The organism is Rhizobium sp. 01T444 (assembly GCF_056398305.1).
Map to the genome: position 1 here is coordinate 131,566 of NZ_JBFTPD010000002.1, position 17,825 is coordinate 149,390.

A 17,825-nucleotide genomic window follows, 5' to 3' on the forward strand; every position below is an offset into this window, starting at 1 on the left:
AAAGCTGGATGAATATGGACTGCACAATATCTCGCCACCTCGTTAGCCTTTATCGCACAAAGAAAGAGCAATCCGCATGAGCCAGCTTCCCCATATCGATTACGACACCGCTTCCGAAGAGATTCGCGCGGCGCATGACGAAGAAGTGCGGGTTCGCGGCAACATGACCAACATGAAGCGGACGTTGCTGCATTCGCCGCAGGCACACCGCATCTATGCCGAATGGTTCACGCTCAGGGCCGAGCTCAATCCTGCCATCAGCGACCGCGAGATCTGGATCTTCTCGCATTCGATCTCCAAGGCGCTGAAGTCCGACATTGCCATCACCTTCTTTCGCCGGGCTCTGATCAAGAACGGGTTCAATCCCGATGCCCTGGAGTTGAGCGATACCGAACAGCTGCTTAAACGTTTTGGCGCGGCAATCGTCGCCGATTCCAATGCCATTCCTGCCGATGTCTGGGCCGAGTTGAAGGCACGCTACGACACCAAGGTGCTCGTCGATCTCGTGGCCTTTGCCGGCATCATGATTGCTACTGCCGTCTACATCAATGTTGTCGAGGTCGATTTCGACCCCGAGCTTGAGGCTTTCGCCGAAGGCACCAACTGACTTTTTCATCACCCGAGGGGAGTTTTCCATGTCCATCATTACCAGCCGCGCCAAGCTGCTCGGCACTGTTTTCAGCCTGGCACTGGCATTCAGCGCGCCGGTTGTTCACGCCGAAACGCCTGCAAATGTGCTCGTCGTGGCCCAGTCCATCGACGATGCCGTCAGCTTCGACCCGGCCGAAGGCTTCGAGTTGACGACTGTCCAGTCCTTCAACAACATCTACCRGCGCCTCGTCCGGTCCAACCGCGATGACGGCACGAAGATCGAGGCTGCACTTGCCGCTACCTGGGAAGCCGGCAGCGATGGCAAGAGCCTGACATTCGCGCTTTCCGATGCCAAGTTCGCGTCCGGCAATCCGGTTCGCCCTGAGGACGTGATCTTCTCGCTGACGCGCGCCGTGAAACTCAACAAATCTCCCGCCTTCATCCTCAACGAACTCGGCTGGAAGGCCGACAATGTCGATGCCGCGATCACCAAGGTTGACGACAAGCATGTCAAGCTCACCTGGACGGCGGATGTCGGCTCCGGCTTCGCGCTGTCGATCCTCACGGCGCCGATCGCCTCCATCGTCGATGAGCAGACAGTTTCGCCGCAGGCCAAGGACAATGATTTCGGCAATGCTTGGCTGAAGACCAATTCGGCCGGCAGCGGCGCTTACACGATCACCACCTACACGCCGCATGAGGCGCTGGTGCTGCAAGCCAATGCCAATTCTTCCGATAAGCCGACGCTCGAAAGCGTCATCATCCGCAACGTGCCAGACGTCGGCGCACGTCGCCTGCTCGTCGAGCAGGGCGATGCCGATATCGGCCGCGGCCTGTCTGCCGACCAGATCGAAGCGCTGAAGGACAAGAGCGGCATCAAGGTGCTCTCCGTTCCCTCCGCCCGTCAGGACTATATCCTGCTGAACAGCAAGGCGAACCCGACGCTCGGCAACCCGGCTTTCTGGGAAGCGGCACGTTACCTCGTCGATTATGACGGCATCACCAAGAACCTGCTGCGCGGCCAGAGCAGCGTTCACCAGGCCTTCCTGCCGAACGGCTTCCCTGGCGCGCTCAGCGACACGCCTTTCAAGCTCGATGTCGAGAAGGCAAAGAAGATCCTTGCCGATGGCGGCATCAAGACGCCGTTCAAGATCGAATTCATCGTCTTCAACGACCAGCCGTTCCTGTCGATCGCCCAGTCGCTGCAGTCCACCTTCGCTCAGGCCGGCATCACGCTCGATATCCAGCCGGGTGTTGCGAGCGACATCTATGCCCGCGGCCGCGCCGGCAAGTTCGAGATGACGCTGCGTTACTGGATCCCGGATTATTTCGACGCGCACTCCAACGCCAGCGCCTTTGCGATCAACAAGGACAACTCGGCCAATACGGTTGCCAAGCAGGCCGGCTGGGTGATCCCGGAACTGACCGACGAGACGCTCGCCGCCGTAAAGGAACAGGACGCCGCCAAGCGCGCTGCGCTCTATCAGGATCTGCAGAAGAAGATCCAGGCAAGCTCGCCCTTCGTTTTCATGCTTCAAGGCAATGACCAGGTCGTGCTAAGCGACAAGGTGAAGAACTATGCCCAGGGCCTGAACGCAGACCAGGTCTATTACGACAAGGTAGCAAAATAAGTGCCGCAAACGGCAACGACAGATAATGCCGACATGACCAACTCCCGCCAGCGCAACAGCTGGCGGGAGTTGTCGTTCGTCTGGTCGCTTTCGAAATGGCTGTGGTCCTTTGCGCTGACGCTCTTCGGGCTGGCACTGGTGACYTTCGCAATGACGCGGTTATCGCCGATCGATCCGGCGCTGCAGCTCGTCGGCGATCATGCCAGCCAATCGACCTATGAACAGGCGCGGCTTGAGCTTGGGCTCGACCAGCCGCTGCCGGTGCAGTTTTTCCGCTATGTCGAGACGGCGCTGTCTGGCAATTTCGGCCAGTCGATCTCGACCGGCCAGCCGGTGGCGAAGGACATTGCCCGCACCTTTCCGGCGACGATCGAGCTTGCGACGGCGGCGATCATTCTTGGTGCCGTCATCGGTCTTGCGCTCGGTATAACCGCCGCCATGCGGCAGGGGACATGGGTGGACGGGCTTGCCCGTTTCGTGTCTCTCTTCGGCTATTCCGTGCCGATCTTCTGGCTTGGCCTGTTGATGCTGCTGCTGTTTTATGCCCGACTGCACTGGGCGCCGGGGCCGGGCAGGGCGGATGTCATCTTTCAATATACGGTCAAATCCGTCACCGGCTTTGCGCTTGTTGATACCTGGATCTCGGGCAAGGCGGGTGCCTTTCGCGACGCGCTGGCGCACCTGGCACTGCCGGCGATCGTGCTGGCCCTCCATGCGCTCGCCGCTATTTCGCGGCTGACGCGGGCCGCGATCCTTACCGAACTCGGGCAGGAATATGTGACGACGGCGCGCGCCAAGGGCGCGAGCCTCGGCCGCATCGTCTTCATCCATATCCTGCCGAATATTTCCGGGACGCTGCTGACAGTGATTGCTCTTTCCTATGCAAGCTTGCTGGAAGGCGCAGTGCTGACCGAGACCGTCTTTGCCTGGCCTGGCATCGGCCGGTATCTGACCACGGCGATGTTTGCCGGTGACATGCCGGCGATCCTCGGTGCGACGCTGGTCGTCGGGGCCTCCTTCGTGCTTCTCAACGCGCTGACCGATCTCGGCGTGGCGCGGCTGGATGCGGGGAGGAAGCGATGAGCGCGATCGTCCAAGAGCCGCTCGGCGGCCCATCCTTCCTACGGCGCATGCTGCGCTCGCCCTCGGCGGCGGTGGGCGGTGCCGTCGTGCTCTTCATTCTGGCACTTGCGCTGCTGGCACCGCTGATTGCGCCCTATGATCCGAACCTGCAGGAAACCGCCAATCGCCTGATGCCGCCTGATGCTGCGCACTGGTTCGGCACCGATGGTTTCGGCCGGGATATTCTGTCGCGCATCATCTATGGCGCGCGGCCGACGCTGCTGCTGGTGCTCGTGGTCGTGCTGTTGATGGCGCCGCTCGGCATTCTCGTCGGCATCCTCTCGGGTTTCTTCGGCGGGATGGCCGAGCGCGTGCTGATGCGGATCACCGATATCGTCATGTCCTTTCCGCGGTTGCTACTGGCCTTCGCCTTTGTCGCGATCATGGGGCCGGGCTTGATCAATGGTKCGCTGGCGCTGGCGCTGACAAGCTGGCCCGCCTATGCGCGGCAGGCCCGCGTCGAGACGGCGGCGCTGCGGCGCAGCGATTATCTGGCAGCGGCCGAAATGGTTGGTATCCACGGCGTAAGGCTACTCTGGGGGCACATCCTGCCGCTGGTGCTGCCTTCGGCGATCATTCGTCTGGCGCTTGATCTCTCGGGCATTATCCTTGCTGCCGCAGGCCTCGGCTTCCTCGGTCTCGGGGTGCGTCCGCCGACAGCGGAATGGGGTTCGATGGTATCGGAGGGAACGCAGGTAATCTTCGATCAATGGTGGGTGGCCGCGGTCCCCGGCTTTGCCATCCTGATCACCTCCTTCGCCTTCAACCTGCTGGCCGATGGCCTGCGCGATATCCTGGATCCGCGCCATGACTGAGCCGCTGCTTTCCATCGAGGATCTGTCGATCGCCTTTCCATCCGAGGCAGGGCCAGTGCGTGTCGTCGATGGCATTTCCTTCTCCGTCGGTCGCGAGGTCGTGGCGCTGGTCGGTGAATCCGGCTCCGGCAAGTCGATGACGGGCCGGGCGATCATGGGTCTATTGCCGCGTCGGGCCGAGGTGAGGGCAAAGCGTCTCGCCTTCGACAGGGAGGAGCTGACGACGCTGTCCGCGTCCGGCTGGAACAGGTTGCGCGGTAGTGGTCTCGGGCTGATTTTGCAGGATCCGAAATATTCGCTGAATCCGGCCCATAAGGTCGGCAGGCAGGTCGAAGAGGCGCTGCTTCTGCACACGAAACTATCGGCTGCCGAGCGGCGCGAGCGGGCGCTCGATATGCTGGGCAAGGTCGGTCTTCCGGATCCGAAGCGGATCTATTCCAGCTATCCCGCTTCCCTCTCGGGCGGCATGGGGCAGCGGGTGATGATCGCGGCCATGTTGATCAACCGGCCGAAACTGCTGATTGCCGACGAGCCGACCTCGGCTCTGGATCGCGGTCTGCAGGACCAGATCCTGACGCTGCTGCGGTCGCTGACGGAGGAACTCGGCATGGGACTTCTGCTCATCAGCCATGATCTGCAGCAGGTCTCGCGTTATGCCGACCGCGTCATGGTCATGCGGCATGGCAAGATCGAGGAGCAGATGGCGTCCGCCGATCTTGCCAATGCGAAATCGGATTATACGCGGGCGCTCTGGGCGGCGCGGCCTTCGGCTGCGACTTACGGGACGCGGCTGCCGGTTTATGGAGACGAGGCATGAGCGCGCTCTCCGTTTCCGATCTTTTCGTGACCTTCCAGAGCAGCGGCAAGGGTTTTACCGCCGTGCGTGGTGTCAGCTTCGACGTTGCGCCGGGCGAGACGTTCGGGCTGATCGGTCCCTCCGGCTGCGGCAAAACGACGGCGCTGCGTGCTGTTGCCGGGCTGAACACCAATTGGCAGGGCTCCATCACTGTCTTCGATGAGGCGCTGCAGCCGGGGCATAAGATTACCGGCGCGTTGCGATCCAATATCCAGATGGTGTTTCAGGATCCTTATTCGTCACTGCATCCGCGCCATCGCGTTTCCCGCATTCTCGGCGAGCCGCTAGTCTTGCGGGGCGTCCGCAATGTCGAGGATGAGGTTCGCATCGCGCTCGATCAGGTCGGCCTGCCGGCCGCCGCAGCTGGACGATATCCGCACCAGCTTTCCGGCGGACAGCGGCAGCGCGTGGCGATTGCGCGTGCGCTGCTCTTGAAGCCGAAGCTGCTGCTGCTCGACGAGCCGACCTCGGCGCTGGATGTCTCGGTCCAGGCCGAAATCCTCAACCTGCTGAACGACCTGAAGTCTTCGCATGGTATGACCTTCGTGCTCGTCAGCCACGATCCCGGTGTCGTTGCGCATATGTGCGACCGGGCCGTGCTGATGCAGTCCGGTCGCATCGAAAGCGAACTCGACCGCGCCGCGCTTTCGCAAGGCGGCTGGGTCGAACAGCTTGCCCTCCACTAGTCAGGCGATTGGCAGGATCAATACGTCGCGAGCCGGCACCTCTATGCGGCCAGCATCATAGGCATGGTTCACCGGCCAGGCGGGCTTGCTGCCCGACAGTTTTCCATCTGCGAGAGTGACTGTTGTCGTCTGTACCTTACGCGTCGGATTGACCAGCCAGAGGAAGCTTCCCTTCTCGCCCTTGTGGATTCGGGCGAAGACCGCATCATTGGAAAGCGTCGCATGACGCGCCCTGCCGCTCCATTTCACCAGTTCGGCGAAGAAGGTGGCGTTGGCCTTGCCATCGGTGCGATAGAAGGCGGCGGCGGGATTGGTGCCGATCAGCAGGGTACGGCCCTCGCCAAAGCGGTTTTCGACGATGGCAAGACGTCCGCCGTCGAAGGTGCCGCGGCCGGTGCCGCCGGTCAGGCGGTAGGATTGCAGGAGACCGCCGCCATCGACGGCGGTTTCGTCGAACTTGAAGTGGATGCGGTTGCCGATATCAGGCATGAACTCCACTTCTTCTTCACGGGCGCCGAAGACTTCATCGAGGCCCATATTCGGCTGTACTTGACCGACATGGCCGCGGTCACCGAAATAGCCGGGGCAGGCTTCGGCAATCAGCGTGCCGCCCTTTTCCACCCAGGCCTTGAGGCGCGATGCCTGCTCGGCGGTGAACATGATCGGGTAGGGGAAATAGAGGAAGTCGTAGGCGTCGATATCATCGATATGCACCCAGTCCGGCTGCAAGCCCTGACCGAGGAAGGCGCGATAGGCGCCCCACATGGCTTCCGGATAAGGCTTTTCCTTTCGGTCGTAATTCAGCAGGTAATCCCATTCCTGTGTTTCTGGGACCACGAGAATGCCGATCTCACCACGAACAGGCTTTGCGTCCCAGAGTGCCTTCTGCGCCGGATCATTCGCCCATTTCGCCATCGCGCTTTGCATATCGGAACGCGGCGTGCGGCTGCCGTCCATGCCATAGGCACCGAAGGCGCCAAAGAGTGGGCCATCGAGCAGCGGGCGCCAGCGCAGGTTCAGGACGCCGCGAGCGCCGCCGGCAAAGGAGGTCATGCTCCAGATGCGGATATCCTCGGGCTCAGCGACACGACCGTCTTCCTTGTCGCGGCCGATCACCTGCGGCTGCAGCCAGAGCGGGCCGCCCTGACGCTCGGCATGCCAGAAAGGCTTGCCGCGGGCAGCGGCGCGGTTGATATCGACGCCGTACCAGGTCTTCCACGGCTCCGTGCCCTTGCGGGCCTGGATCCAGGTGAAGCCGTAGATTTCCACCTTGGAGGCGGCGAGCCAGTCGTCGCAGCCATTGGCAGCCATGTTTGGTATCGCGCCGGAAATGCCGTGGGCGGCAATGACGTTCTTCTGGTCGACGGCGCGGATCGTATCGATGCGCCACTGCATCTGGCCATAGAAGTTGTCGCGCTTGAACTGCAGCCAGTCGATGCATTCAGGGTAGGGCGCCATATGGACCGGCGGCTCGATATCGTCCCATTCGGCATAGCTATAGCGATGCCATGCCTTGGCGAGCACGTTCAGGCTGCCGTATTTCTTCTCCAGCCATTTGCGGAACGCGGCCTTGGCATAGCTGCTGTAATCGACATCGGCGGAATAGTTGACCTCGTTCCAGACGTCGTAACCGTAAATCGCCGGATGGTCCTTGTAGCGGGTGGCGAGTGCCGTCAGGAACTTGCCGGCGGCTTCCTTCACTTCCGGGCAGTTCAGTGTCAGCGCACCGGCGCCACCGCCATTGTTGGAAAAGCCTCCGGTTGCGGCCGAAACGCCCATATAGGAGCCGAGCCTGGTGCCGTCGGCATTGACCTGCAGCGCATCGGCATATTTGCGCACCGCCCAGTCAGGCACGGCATGAATGAGCTCGGCGATAACCGTCTTGATGCCGTTCTTGGCGGCGAGGTCGAGCTGGCGGTCATATTCCTCCCAGTCGTAGACGCCGGGGGCCACTTCGATCGCGCTCCACATGAACCAGTGGCGGAAGATGTTGAGGCCATCTTCGCCGGCGGTCGTGTAGTCGCGTTCCCAATCGTCGCGCGGCGGATTGGACTTGCGGAAATAGACGGCGCCGTAGGGGAATTGAATATCGTTTCTAAGCATTGTCCTGTCCTTCTCTATCAATGTCCGGACATGGCTTCGCCGTCCGGAGAAACGGCTCCGGCAGGAGGCAATCGAAGATATCGTCCGGGTGTTCTAGGTGGTCCTGATCTAGCGCGGCCCTCCGGCGAGGAGGTCGAGCGTGCGGATAAGGGCGGAATGGTCGCGTTCACCATCGCCATTGGCGATCGCGGCATTCATGAGCTGCTGGGTGGCGGCCGTGTTCGGCAGCGAAAGGTCGAGCGCGCGAGCCGCATCGACGGCGAGCGTCATGTCCTTGCGGTGCAGGCGGATGCGGAAGCCCGGTTCGAAAGTCTCCTTGACCATGCGTTCGCCGTGTACTTCGAGAATGCGCGAGGCGGCAAAGCCACCCATTAGGGCCGCGCGCACCTTGGCCGGATCGGCGCCGGCGCGTTTGGCAAAAAGCAGCGCTTCGGAGACGGCCTCGATGGTGAGGCCTACGATGATCTGGTTGGCGACCTTGGCCGTCTGGCCGTCACCGACGCCGCCGACCAGCGTGATGTTCTTCCCCATCTTTTCAAACAGCGGCCTGGCGCGCTCAAAGGCTGCTTCCTTGCCGCCGATCATGATCGTCAGCGAGGCGGCTTTGGCGCCGACTTCACCGCCGGAAACGGGAGCGTCGACATAATCGCAGTCGAGCGCTTCGATGCGCCTCGCGAACTCCTTGGTGGCGACGGGCGAGATCGAGCTCATATCGATGACCAGCTTGCCGGCCGAAAGGCCCGCGGCCACCCCGTTCTCGCCGAAGAGGACCGCTTCGACATCAGGCGTATCCGGCAACATCAGGATGATGATGTCGGAGGCTTCCGCGACGGCCTTGGCGCTGGCAGTTGCCTTGCCGCCCTTGGTGACGAGATGCTGCGAGGCTTCCTTCACGCGGCTCAGATGCAGCGTATGGCCGGCATCGATCAGGTGTTCCGCCATCGGGCGGCCCATGACGCCCAGTCCGATAAAACCGATATTCATGTCACGCTCACTTCCGATAGGGTTTCATCCAGGTCAGGCCCTCGCTGGTGCCGGCCTTCGGCTTGTATTCGCAGCCGACCCAGCCGTCATAGCCGAGGCGGTCGAGTTCGGAGAGGATGAAGCCGTAATTGATCTCGCCGGTGCCGGGTTCGTTGCGGCCGGGATTGTCGGCGATCTGCACATGGGCAATCCTGTCCTTCAGCCGGGTGAAGGTTGGGATGAGATCGCCCTGCGTGATCTGCATGTGGTAGAAATCGTACTGGATGTAGAGATTGTCGGAGCCGACCTTGTCGAGGATGCGCTCGGCATGATCGGTCGTCGACAGGAAGAAGCCGGGAATATCGCGCAGGTTGATCGGCTCGATCAACAGCTTCACACCCGCATCGGCCGTGCGCCGCGCTGCATATTTCAGGTTCTCCACCAGCACTTTTTCGAGCGTTTCGAGATCGGCCCCCTTTGGCACGAGGCCGGAGATGACGTTGACCTGCGGGCATTCGAGCGCCTTGGCGTAGTCGAGGGCGAGTGAGATGCCGCTGCGGAATTCCTCGACACGATCCGGCAGGCAGGCAATGCCGCGTTCGCCACCGGCCCAGTCACCCGAGGGAACGTTGAAGAGGGCCTGCTTCAGGCCGTTTGCCTTGAGCGCATCGGCGACCTTTTCCTTCGGCTCGGCATAGGGGCCGAGATATTCGAGCGCGCCGAAACCATCCTTTGCGGCGGCGGCGAAACGATCCAGAAAGGCAAGATCCTGATAGAGGAAGGAAAGATTGGCGGAAAATTTCGGCACTGGAACATCCTCAGGCATTGGCGGGAGCGACGAACCGATGCCGGTGCAGCATGCGCTTGTCGCGTGGGTCGGGATTGGGAACGGCTGAAATGAGGCTCTTCGTATAGGCTTCCTGCGGCGCGGTGCAGATCTGCTCGGCCTCGCCGAGTTCGACGATCTTGCCGCGATGCATGACGGCCACGCGGTCGCAGAAATAGCGTACCACGGAAATATCGTGCGAAATGAAGATGAAGCTGAGGTTCAGCCGCTGGCGGATATCGAGCAGCAGGTCGAGGATCTGGCTGCGGATGGAAACGTCGAGTGCCGAGGTCGCTTCATCGGCGATGATGATGCGAGGATCGAGCGCTAGCGCCCGGGCAATGCCGATGCGCTGGCGCTGACCGCCCGAAAAGGCGTGGGGATAACGCTCCATGCCCATCGGATCGAGGCCGACGAGGCGCATCAGTTCGGCGACGCGGTCCTCCAGCGCTTTGCCCTTGGCGAGGCCGTTGACGATGAGTGGATCGGCGATGACTTCCTTGACGGTCATGCGCGGGTTCAGTGAGGCGAAAGGATCCTGGAAGACGAGGCGGACTTCGCGATGGAAGTTGCGCAGCTCCTTCTTGCCGAGCTTGGTGACATCGGTTTCGCTGCCATCCTTGCCGCGATAGAGGACGGTGCCGGTCGTCGGCTCGACGGTGCGCAGGATCAGGCGGCCGAGCGTCGTCTTGCCGGAACCACTTTCGCCGACGATGCCGAGGTTTTCACCGCGATAGAGGTCGAAATTGGCGTCATCGACGGCACGCAGCGTATTGGCATTGCCATGCCAACCGAAAGTCTTGCCGAGATTGCGTACCGACATGATCGGCTGCGGCGCTTCCGCTGAGAGGGCGATGGCCGGCAATCGACCTTCGACGTGATGCGTCAGCTTCACCGTCGAGGCCAGCAGTTGGCGCGTATAGGGATGGGTAGCGGCGTGATAGATGGCGTCGACCGGGCCGCGCTCGACAATATGGCCGAAGCGCATGACGGCGACTTCATCCGCCACTTCGGCCACAATGCCCATATCGTGGGTGATGAGCAGCATCGCCATGCCGCGATCGACCTGTAGGCGCTTGATCAGGTCGAGGATTTCGGCCTGTGTCGTCACGTCGAGAGCGGTGGTCGGCTCGTCGGCGATCAGGATATCGGGATTGCCGGCAAGCGCCATGGCGATCATGGCGCGCTGGCGCATGCCGCCTGAGAATTCGAACGTATAGCGGTCGGCCATCTTGTCGGGATTGGGGATTTCCACCTGCCGCAACAGCTCGACCATGCGCGCACGCGCCGCCTTCTTGTCGAGATTGCTGTGCAGACGGATCGCCTCGATGATCTGCGAGCCGATCGTGTGGACCGGTGATAGCGAGCTCATCGGCTCCTGGAAGATGAGGCCGATGCGTCGGCCACGAATCTCCCGCATGGCGCGGCTGCTAGGGGCAAGGGTGGCGATGTCGGTGATCTCGCTGCCGTTGCGCAGCAGAATGCGGCCGCCGACGATCGTGCCGGGCTTGTCGACAATCTGCAGCAGAGAGCGGGCGGTGACGCTCTTGCCCGAGCCGCTTTCGCCGACGAGGCAAAGCGTCTGGCCGCGCTTGAGCTGGAAGCTGACATCTTCGACAGCATGCAGGATATGCGTGCGCAGGCGGAAATCGATCGAGAGATTTTCTACCGAGAGGACGACATCTTTTGGAAGATCGGTCATGGCTTCCTCCTCAATTGTCATAGGGATCGGCTGCATCGCGCAGGCCGTCGCCGAAGAAGTTGAAGGACAGGACGGCAATGACGACCGCGAGAGACGGCCACATCAGCAGCCATGGCGCGGTTGCGACCGTGCGAATGTTCTGGGCATCCTGCAGCAGCACCCCCCAGCTGACGACCGGCGGCTTGAGACCGATGCCGAGGAAGGAAAGCGAGGTCTCGGCAACGATCATTGTCGGCACGGCAAGGGTGACGACGGCGAGGATGTGGCTTGTCAGCGAGGGCAGGATATGGCGGAAGATCAACCGCGCCTCGCTCGAACCGTCGAGCTTTGCGGCCGTGACGAAATCTTCGCTGCGCAGCGCCAGGAAGCGCCCCCGCACTTCGCGGGCAAGGCTGGTCCAGCCGAGTAGCGAGAYGATGATGGTGATGACGAAATAGACGTTGACCGGTGACCATGTCAGCGGGATTGCCGCCGCAAGGCCGAGCCAGAGCGGAATGGTGGGCATTGCACTGACGACTTCGATGACACGCTGGATCAGCGTATCGACCCAACCGCCGTAGAAGCCAGAGATGGAGCCGAGCACCACGCCTAGTACCAACGACATGGCAACGCCAACGAGGCCGATCGACATGGAAATGCGGGTGCCGTAGATCAGCCGGGTGAGAACGTCGCGGCCGAGGCGGTCGGCGCCGAGCAGGTACATGGGATCATTGGGGTTGATCGGACCGATGAAATGCGTGGTCATCGGGATCAGACCCCAGAGCTTGTAGGCCGGACCTCTGACGAAGAAGCCGATCGGAACGACCTTGGTGTCGTCGACAACGAAAGTGCGTCGCAACGCCACCTTGTCGATCTCAACCCTGTAGCCCTTCACATGGAAATTGAATTCCGAGCTACCATCAGGCCTGGTGACGAAGAAGCTGAGGCCCTGTGGCGGTGCGTAGGTATATTGCGGCTTTGATGTCGCGGGGAGCGACGGTGCCAGGAATTCGGCAAAGAGTCCGACGAGATAGAGAAAGAGAATGATCGCGCCGGCGACCATCGCCACTTTCTGGCGGATCAACTTGCTGGCAATCAGCCGCCAAGGACCGACGGCAGCGGTCGATACGGTCTTGCCCTCTTTCAGCGGGCTGATCGAGGGGCCGTCGGCGACGACGCTCAGGGGGCCGGTATGGGTTGCGAATGTTTCGTGTGTCATCGGCGCCTCCTCAATTGAACCGGATGCGCGGATCGAGCAGCGCGAGCAGCAGGTCCGACAGGAGCATGCCGACGAGGGTCAGCGCTGACAGCAGCAGGATGAAGCTGCCGGCGAGATACATGTCCTGCGAGACCAGCGCGCGGAAGAGCAGCGGACCTGCGGTCGGCAGGTTCAGCACGATCGCGGTGATCGTCACGCCAGAGACGAGATGTGGCAATACCCAGCCGATCGCCGAGACGAAGGGGTTGAGCGCGATACGGACCGGATATTTGAGAATGACCTTGTATTCCGGCAGGCCCTTGGCGCGGGCGGTGATGACATAGGGCTTGTGCAGCTCGTCCGTCAGGTTGGCGCGCAGGACGCGGATGAGGGCGGCCGTGCCCGAGGCGCCGATGATGATGATCGGTATCCAGAGATGGGCGAGGAAATCGCCGACCTTGGCAAGGCTCCAGGGCGCTTCGGCAAATTCGGGCGAATTGAGACCGCCGACGCTCTGGCCGAGATAACGATAGGCGACATACATCAGCGTCAGCGCCAGGATGAAGTTCGGCACTGCCAATCCAATGAAACCGAAGAAGGTGAAGACGTGGTCGCTGATCGAATGGCGGCGTACGGCTGAATAGATGCCGATCGGCAGGGCGACGATCCAGACGAAGAGGAGGCTGAGCAGCGAGATGACCAGTGTCGAGCCCATGCGTGCCCAGATGAGGCCAGAGACGGGCTGGTTCCATTCGAAGGACCAGCCGAAATCGCCACGGCTGACAATGCCCCACATCCATTTGAGATACTGGATGTAGAAGGGGTCGTCGAAGCCGTAGATCTCTTTCAGCCGCTCGATCTGCGCAGGATCGACGGCCTGGCCACTGTCGCTCATCGTCGCGATCATCGAGGTCAGGTAGTCACCCGGCGGCAGCTGGATGATCAGGAACGAGATCAGCGACATGCCGAACAGTGTCGGGATCATGTAGAGCACGCGCTTGAAGATGTAACCAAGCATCGGAATGTTTCTCCTCCCGTTGAGAGCGCCCGGTCAGGCGCTTCCTTCGGATCTCCATCCGCCTTCGGCCCCTGCAGGCCGAAAGCGCTCCTCCTTGTCTCAACACCTCATTTCCAGGTGAGGTGCAGCACCTCCAGCCGTTCGATGCCTGGCACCTCCACCTGTGCGCGGCCATCCTTAACGCTGAAGTTTGCGGCGCGATCGGTAACGATGAGCCATGCCTTCGCCACCGATTTGCCAGGGGGAATTTCCACTGAAACCGTCTGCGTCGCCAGAGGGTAATTTTCGCGTATCGGCCCCTTCATCATCATCGGGTTGGTGAGGTTGAAGAGGCTGAGCGCGACGCCTTCGGCATTCTCGCGCAACGCCATGTCGATGACGCCAGGGCCTTCGACGGTGACACGCGAGGTTTTGCCGAGCGCCCAACGCACCGCATTGCCGATCAGCTTTCCGTGGTCGACGGCGAAGACTTCCCAGAAGATCTCGCCGATATTCCAGGGGATATAGACCGTGCGGCCACCCTTGCCGGTTTCGCGGGCGATGACGCCGGCGCCTTCTGGAGCCTTGCGCGGATAGACCTCTTCCATCGGCAGATCCGGGAAGTCGGGAACATAGAGGAAGGGCGTCGTCGCATTGCCGGTGGGGTCGGCATGGATGAGGCGCGTACCGCCCATGATGCGCTCGGCACCGTCATAGCCTTGATTGACCGGATGATCCCCCGAGAGCGCCACATAGGTGTTCTTGACGATGCCGCGCGGGCCGGAAACGAATTTTGCGCCCAGTACATCGGAGAGGCCGAACTCGCTGCGCCGCTTGCCGAACTCGTCGCGCAGCGAGGTTTCGTAGGATGCGATGACGCTGCCGCCGCGCTCCACATAGGCGCGGATCGCTTCGTTCTGCGCATCCGAGAGGCAGGAGGCGTTGGCGAGGATGATCAGCTTGAAGCGGTCAAGGTTCTCCTTCGTCAGAACCTGATCCGAGAGAAGCTCGAAGGGCAGACGGGCTTCGACGAGGGCGTGATAGAAGCCGAGATCGTGTTTCTCGGCGCTGTGGCGCTCTTCCGGCGCCCAATGGCGGAGCGTCGTCGAAGGGTCGATGACGGCGATTTCGGCCGTCGGATACATGCTTTCAAGGACTGGCTCGACAGCTGCCTGCAGGGCGAAAGCATCGGCGACCGGTTCCACCCAGCGCTTGTCGGGCACGACGCCGTTGAACTTGGTGAACCAGGCATAGAGGCCGTGGGCGGTGCCGTCATTGATCCAGAGCTGCATTTCCTCGCCCGAAGTGACAGCATCCTTCCAGCGATATTCCTCCTCCGGGCCGATCGAGGTGATGAGCACAACCGGGCGGTCAGGGAAGGTGGCGCGAATGCGCTTGCCGTTGCGGCCGGCAGACCAGCCGAGTTCGAGACCCTTGCGGCCCTGATGATCGACGACGAGGAAGGGGCAATGTTTGGCGATGACCGAGAGGTCGAATTCCATTAGCGATGCGCCGCCCATGTTGGGGATGAAGCTCGCATGCGGGCGGATCGCTTTGACCGCATCATCCCACTGGGCGATCATGTCGGTCAGCACGCGGCGGCGCCACTGCAACCAGCTCTGCCAGGCAGGATCATCGGCATCTGCCTTCTTCGGCAGGGCGTGGCCGAACATGTCTTTGAAGCGGCGGGCGCTGTCTTCGCTGTAATCGACGCCGTGGCCCTGCCAGCGATTGGCGAAGACTGCATCGATATCGTATTTGCGGACGATCTCCTTCACCACCTCGGGCATGAAGACGGTGTTGTAGTCACCATAGGCATTGGTGACCCAGACATCGGGATAGGCCCAATGCCGGCGCGGCGTGCCGTCGGCATTGATCATCACCCATTCGGGATGCGCTTTTGCCGCATCGTCATGGATTGCGTGCGGGTCGACGCGGGCCATGACATGCATGTCGAGCTTGCGGGCGGCATCAACGAGCGCGCCGAAAATATCCTTGTCGCCCAGATACTTGCTGACATAGTGATAGGGTACTTCACTTGGGTAGTAGGCGATGTAGCCGCCGGCGCTAAGGCATACGGCGTTGGATTTCGTGCGCTTGAAGACATCGACCCAGAAGGCCGGATCGTATTTTTCCGGGTCGTCTTCCACGAAGGTTAGCTGCGTCCAGCGCGTTGCGGTTTTGAACCAGTCCGGCGTGCGCAGCGTGTCGGTATTCTGTCTTCTGGCGTCGAGCATCGTCTCATCCAATCATTGGCAAAAGAAGGCCATGGCGCCGACCGGTAGAGCCGGCGCCCGGAATGCATCATTGCTGTCGCAGGCCATCAGACCTTGTAGAACTGCTCCGGCATGGTGGGAGCGGGCGTCGGCCAGCCGAAGGAGTTCGGCATGGTTTTGGTAATGTTCTTCATGCTGTTCTTTACGATGCCGTAGCCATCCGGCGGCTGGGATATGCCGAAGACATAGAAGTTGTCGGCGGCACCCTGCAGGATCTGCTTCATGATCTCCTGCTGTCCGGCGGCATCTGAGGTTGATTTCAGCTTGTCGTAGAGCTCAAGCTGCTTTTTAGTTTCTTCCGGTGGCTCCTCGGCACTGGCGTTGTTGCGGTCGAGATACCAAAGCTGCCAGGCCGGGGCATACATTGCATTCGAATCCGTCGGTACGTAGTAGCGCGGGTCGAGCATGGCGGCGACACCACCATTCGCACCGAACTGGTGAGCCGTCGCGTCGAAATCACGGCCCTGACGGACACGGGTTTCCCAGAGCGAACGGTCCATGGTGCGCATCTGCGCATCGATGCCGACCGCCTGGAACATGGGGATGACGAGCTGGAAGAGATCGAGGAAGACGGCGCGTGCCTGGTCGATCTCGAAGATCACCGTCAGGCGACGGCCTTTCTCGTCCAAACGGAAGTTCTGGTCGTCACGCTTCGGGATGAGCGTGTCGAGCAGGGCATTCGCCTTGTCGACATCGTAGCTCGTGAACTGCGTGGCAAGCTGCTCATTGTAGAGCGGGTCGCCCTGCTTGATCGAAGGCTGGGCAGGTGCGCCCTGGCCGACGAGCACGGCGTCGATCAGCGACTGGCGATCGAGCGCCATGGAGAGTGCCGCGCGAAAATCCTTGTTGCGGAAGAGCTTTCGCTTGGTCTCGTCATTGTGGTTCAGGTTGAAGATGAAGTTCATCACATTGGCTTCGGTGGAAGTCAGCGTGTAGAAATCATACTTGCCCTGCTCGCGCGCATCGTAGAGCACGGACTTGTTGTTCGGTGTGGCGATATACTGGTCCATCAGGTCGATTTCGCCCTGCATGACCTTGAGCAGCAGCACCTGCGGATCGGCGACCATCTGGTAGACGATGCGGTCCATATAGGGGAGCTGGTTACCCTCCGTATCCACCTTCCAGTAGAAGGGGTTGCGTTCGGCAATAGCGCGTTCGGTGTTCTCGCCGGGTGCAGTCGTAAACATCCAGGCATGCAGGCAGGGCTTCTTCGAGGAGTTCAGGAAGAAGGCATTGTCGTCCTGGAAGCCGGAGGCGGACTGAAAGGCGGCGATCCAGCTTTCGAAGCCGCGCTGTTTGGCAAGCTCGTCAGCCTTCGGGTTATAATCGATATGGAACTGCTCGAGATAATGTTTGGGGCAGCGCGTCGTGTGGTCACTATTGGCCCAGGCGACCTGCAACGGGAACATACCGTTAGGTTTCGCGAAGATAACTTTAAACGTTTGTTCGTCGACAATTTCGAGCTTCGCCGGCTTACCAGCAGTTTTCCAGTGGCCTTGTCCGTTAACGGCGACGCGCTTGTCGGTCAGGATCGTGTCGTACCAGAATTTCACATCAGCCGTGGTGTAAGGCTGGCCGTCTGACCACTTCATGCCCTTGCGCAGGCGGATGGTATATTCTGTGGAATCCGCATTGCCGTCGAAGGCGTCGGCGACGTTCAGCGTCACTCCGGACCAGTCGGGCGTATAGCGCAGCAGCGGTTCATAGGCCTGATAGCGGAACAGCATCGACAGTGAGCCGCCGCCGACGAGGGCCATATTCCAGTCGCCACCGTGTTTGCCGACGCTTTCGACCGGCTTGATGACAAGCGGATTTTCCGGCAGCCGGTCCTTGAGGGCCGGCAACGCACCGCTTGAAACTTTGTCTTTCAGAATGTCCGCTTCCTTGAAGTCGGCGGCGAATGCCGGCAGAGCCGGCAAGATCAGAACGGCCGAAGTCCCGGCCAGAAACGCACGACGTTTCAGCTTGATCATAGGGTTCTCCTCCAAAAATCCTCAGCCCTTATTGTTGTATTTTGCTTTCGGGCTGGGATAACGAGAAGAATACATTTGGATATTGTTAGGTAAAGCGTTATGTTTTG

At 61.1% G+C, this 17,825-nt stretch carries 14 protein-coding genes; 6 read left to right on the forward strand and 8 right to left on the reverse strand.

Annotation, left to right across the window (positions count from 1 at the left end; genetic code table 11):
• Positions 1-76 precede the first annotated feature (76 nt).
• From AC1DTN_RS03390 to AC1DTN_RS03415, 6 genes are read left to right on the forward strand one after another with little or no spacing between them, the layout of a single operon-like run.
• Positions 77-607 carry a carboxymuconolactone decarboxylase family protein gene (locus AC1DTN_RS03390; protein ID WP_037104406.1) on the forward strand — a complete coding sequence of 177 codons (531 nt, stop codon included), beginning with the start codon at positions 77-79 and terminating at the stop codon, positions 605-607.
• Between the two features lie 28 nt (positions 608-635).
• On the forward strand, positions 636-2,222 hold the full coding sequence (locus tag AC1DTN_RS03395; RefSeq protein WP_477919974.1) for an ABC transporter substrate-binding protein: 1,587 nt from the start codon (positions 636-638) through the stop codon (positions 2,220-2,222).
• Positions 2,223-3,305 (forward strand): ABC transporter permease, encoded by a 1,083-nt coding sequence (locus tag AC1DTN_RS03400; RefSeq protein WP_113319542.1) that lies wholly within the window; start codon positions 2,223-2,225, stop codon positions 3,303-3,305. It begins immediately after the preceding gene.
• Positions 3,302-4,159: an ABC transporter permease gene (locus AC1DTN_RS03405; RefSeq protein WP_477919975.1), complete on the forward strand. Its 858-nt coding sequence runs from the start codon at positions 3,302-3,304 to the stop codon at positions 4,157-4,159. Before AC1DTN_RS03400 ends, AC1DTN_RS03405 begins: the two co-directional genes overlap by 4 nt.
• Positions 4,152-4,976, forward strand: a complete 825-nt coding sequence (locus AC1DTN_RS03410) for an ATP-binding cassette domain-containing protein (RefSeq protein ID WP_113319544.1) — start codon at positions 4,152-4,154, stop codon at positions 4,974-4,976. The genes AC1DTN_RS03405 and AC1DTN_RS03410 overlap by 8 nt, the downstream gene beginning before the upstream one ends.
• Positions 4,973-5,701: an ABC transporter ATP-binding protein gene (locus AC1DTN_RS03415; protein ID WP_113319545.1), complete on the forward strand. Its 729-nt coding sequence runs from the start codon at positions 4,973-4,975 to the stop codon at positions 5,699-5,701. The genes AC1DTN_RS03410 and AC1DTN_RS03415 overlap by 4 nt, the downstream gene beginning before the upstream one ends.
• Here the strand turns inward: AC1DTN_RS03415 and AC1DTN_RS03420 are convergent, their stop codons facing one another.
• From AC1DTN_RS03420 to AC1DTN_RS03455, 8 genes are all read right to left on the reverse strand, one after another.
• The gene (locus AC1DTN_RS03420) at positions 5,702-7,804 is read right to left on the reverse strand and encodes a beta-galactosidase (RefSeq protein WP_477919978.1); all 2,103 of its coding nucleotides are present in this window, start codon (positions 7,802-7,804) and stop codon (positions 5,702-5,704) included. It abuts the gene before it with no gap.
• A gap of 108 nt (positions 7,805-7,912) precedes the next feature.
• Entirely contained in the window at positions 7,913-8,788 is an 876-nt protein-coding gene (locus AC1DTN_RS03425; RefSeq protein ID WP_113319547.1) for a 2-hydroxy-3-oxopropionate reductase, read from the reverse strand.
• 7 nt (positions 8,789-8,795) lie between these two features.
• Positions 8,796-9,575: a 2-oxo-tetronate isomerase gene (otnI, locus tag AC1DTN_RS03430; RefSeq protein WP_113319548.1), complete on the reverse strand. Its 780-nt coding sequence runs from the start codon at positions 9,573-9,575 to the stop codon at positions 8,796-8,798.
• Between the two features lie 10 nt (positions 9,576-9,585).
• Positions 9,586-11,295, reverse strand: a complete 1,710-nt coding sequence (locus AC1DTN_RS03435; protein WP_113319549.1) for an ABC transporter ATP-binding protein — start codon at positions 11,293-11,295, stop codon at positions 9,586-9,588.
• A gap of 10 nt (positions 11,296-11,305) precedes the next feature.
• Complete coding sequence (locus AC1DTN_RS03440) at positions 11,306-12,493, reverse strand: ABC transporter permease (protein WP_477919980.1); 1,188 nt, start codon at positions 12,491-12,493, stop codon at positions 11,306-11,308.
• A 10-nt stretch (positions 12,494-12,503) separates the two neighbouring features.
• On the reverse strand, positions 12,504-13,490 hold the full coding sequence (locus AC1DTN_RS03445) for an ABC transporter permease (RefSeq protein ID WP_007815090.1): 987 nt from the start codon (positions 13,488-13,490) through the stop codon (positions 12,504-12,506).
• Between the two features lie 107 nt (positions 13,491-13,597).
• Positions 13,598-15,706, reverse strand: coding sequence for a family 10 glycosylhydrolase (locus AC1DTN_RS03450; RefSeq protein ID WP_477919981.1), 2,109 nt, complete (start codon positions 15,704-15,706; stop codon positions 13,598-13,600).
• Positions 15,707-15,792: 86 nt separating this feature from the next.
• Positions 15,793-17,718, reverse strand: coding sequence for an ABC transporter substrate-binding protein (locus tag AC1DTN_RS03455; RefSeq protein WP_310385926.1), 1,926 nt, complete (start codon positions 17,716-17,718; stop codon positions 15,793-15,795).
• Positions 17,719-17,825: the final 107 nt, after the last annotated feature.

Excerpts from the sequence above, each read along its gene's own strand:
- AC1DTN_RS03390 (WP_037104406.1), top strand. The coding sequence starts at position 77 with ATGAGCCAGCTTCCCCATATCGATTACGACACCGCTTCCGAAGAGATT.
- AC1DTN_RS03410 (WP_113319544.1), top strand. The coding sequence starts at position 4,152 with ATGACTGAGCCGCTGCTTTCCATCGAGGATCTGTCGATCGCCTTTCCA.
- AC1DTN_RS03415 (WP_113319545.1), top strand. The coding sequence starts at position 4,973 with ATGAGCGCGCTCTCCGTTTCCGATCTTTTCGTGACCTTCCAGAGCAGC.
- AC1DTN_RS03420 (WP_477919978.1), bottom strand. The coding sequence starts at position 7,804 with ATGCTTAGAAACGATATTCAATTCCCCTACGGCGCCGTCTATTTCCGC.
- AC1DTN_RS03425 (WP_113319547.1), bottom strand. The coding sequence starts at position 8,788 with ATGAATATCGGTTTTATCGGACTGGGCGTCATGGGCCGCCCGATGGCG.
- AC1DTN_RS03435 (WP_113319549.1), bottom strand. The coding sequence starts at position 11,295 with ATGACCGATCTTCCAAAAGATGTCGTCCTCTCGGTAGAAAATCTCTCG.
- AC1DTN_RS03445 (WP_007815090.1), bottom strand. The coding sequence starts at position 13,490 with ATGCTTGGTTACATCTTCAAGCGCGTGCTCTACATGATCCCGACACTG.
- AC1DTN_RS03450 (WP_477919981.1), bottom strand. The coding sequence starts at position 15,706 with ATGCTCGACGCCAGAAGACAGAATACCGACACGCTGCGCACGCCGGAC.
- AC1DTN_RS03455 (WP_310385926.1), bottom strand. The coding sequence starts at position 17,718 with ATGATCAAGCTGAAACGTCGTGCGTTTCTGGCCGGGACTTCGGCCGTT.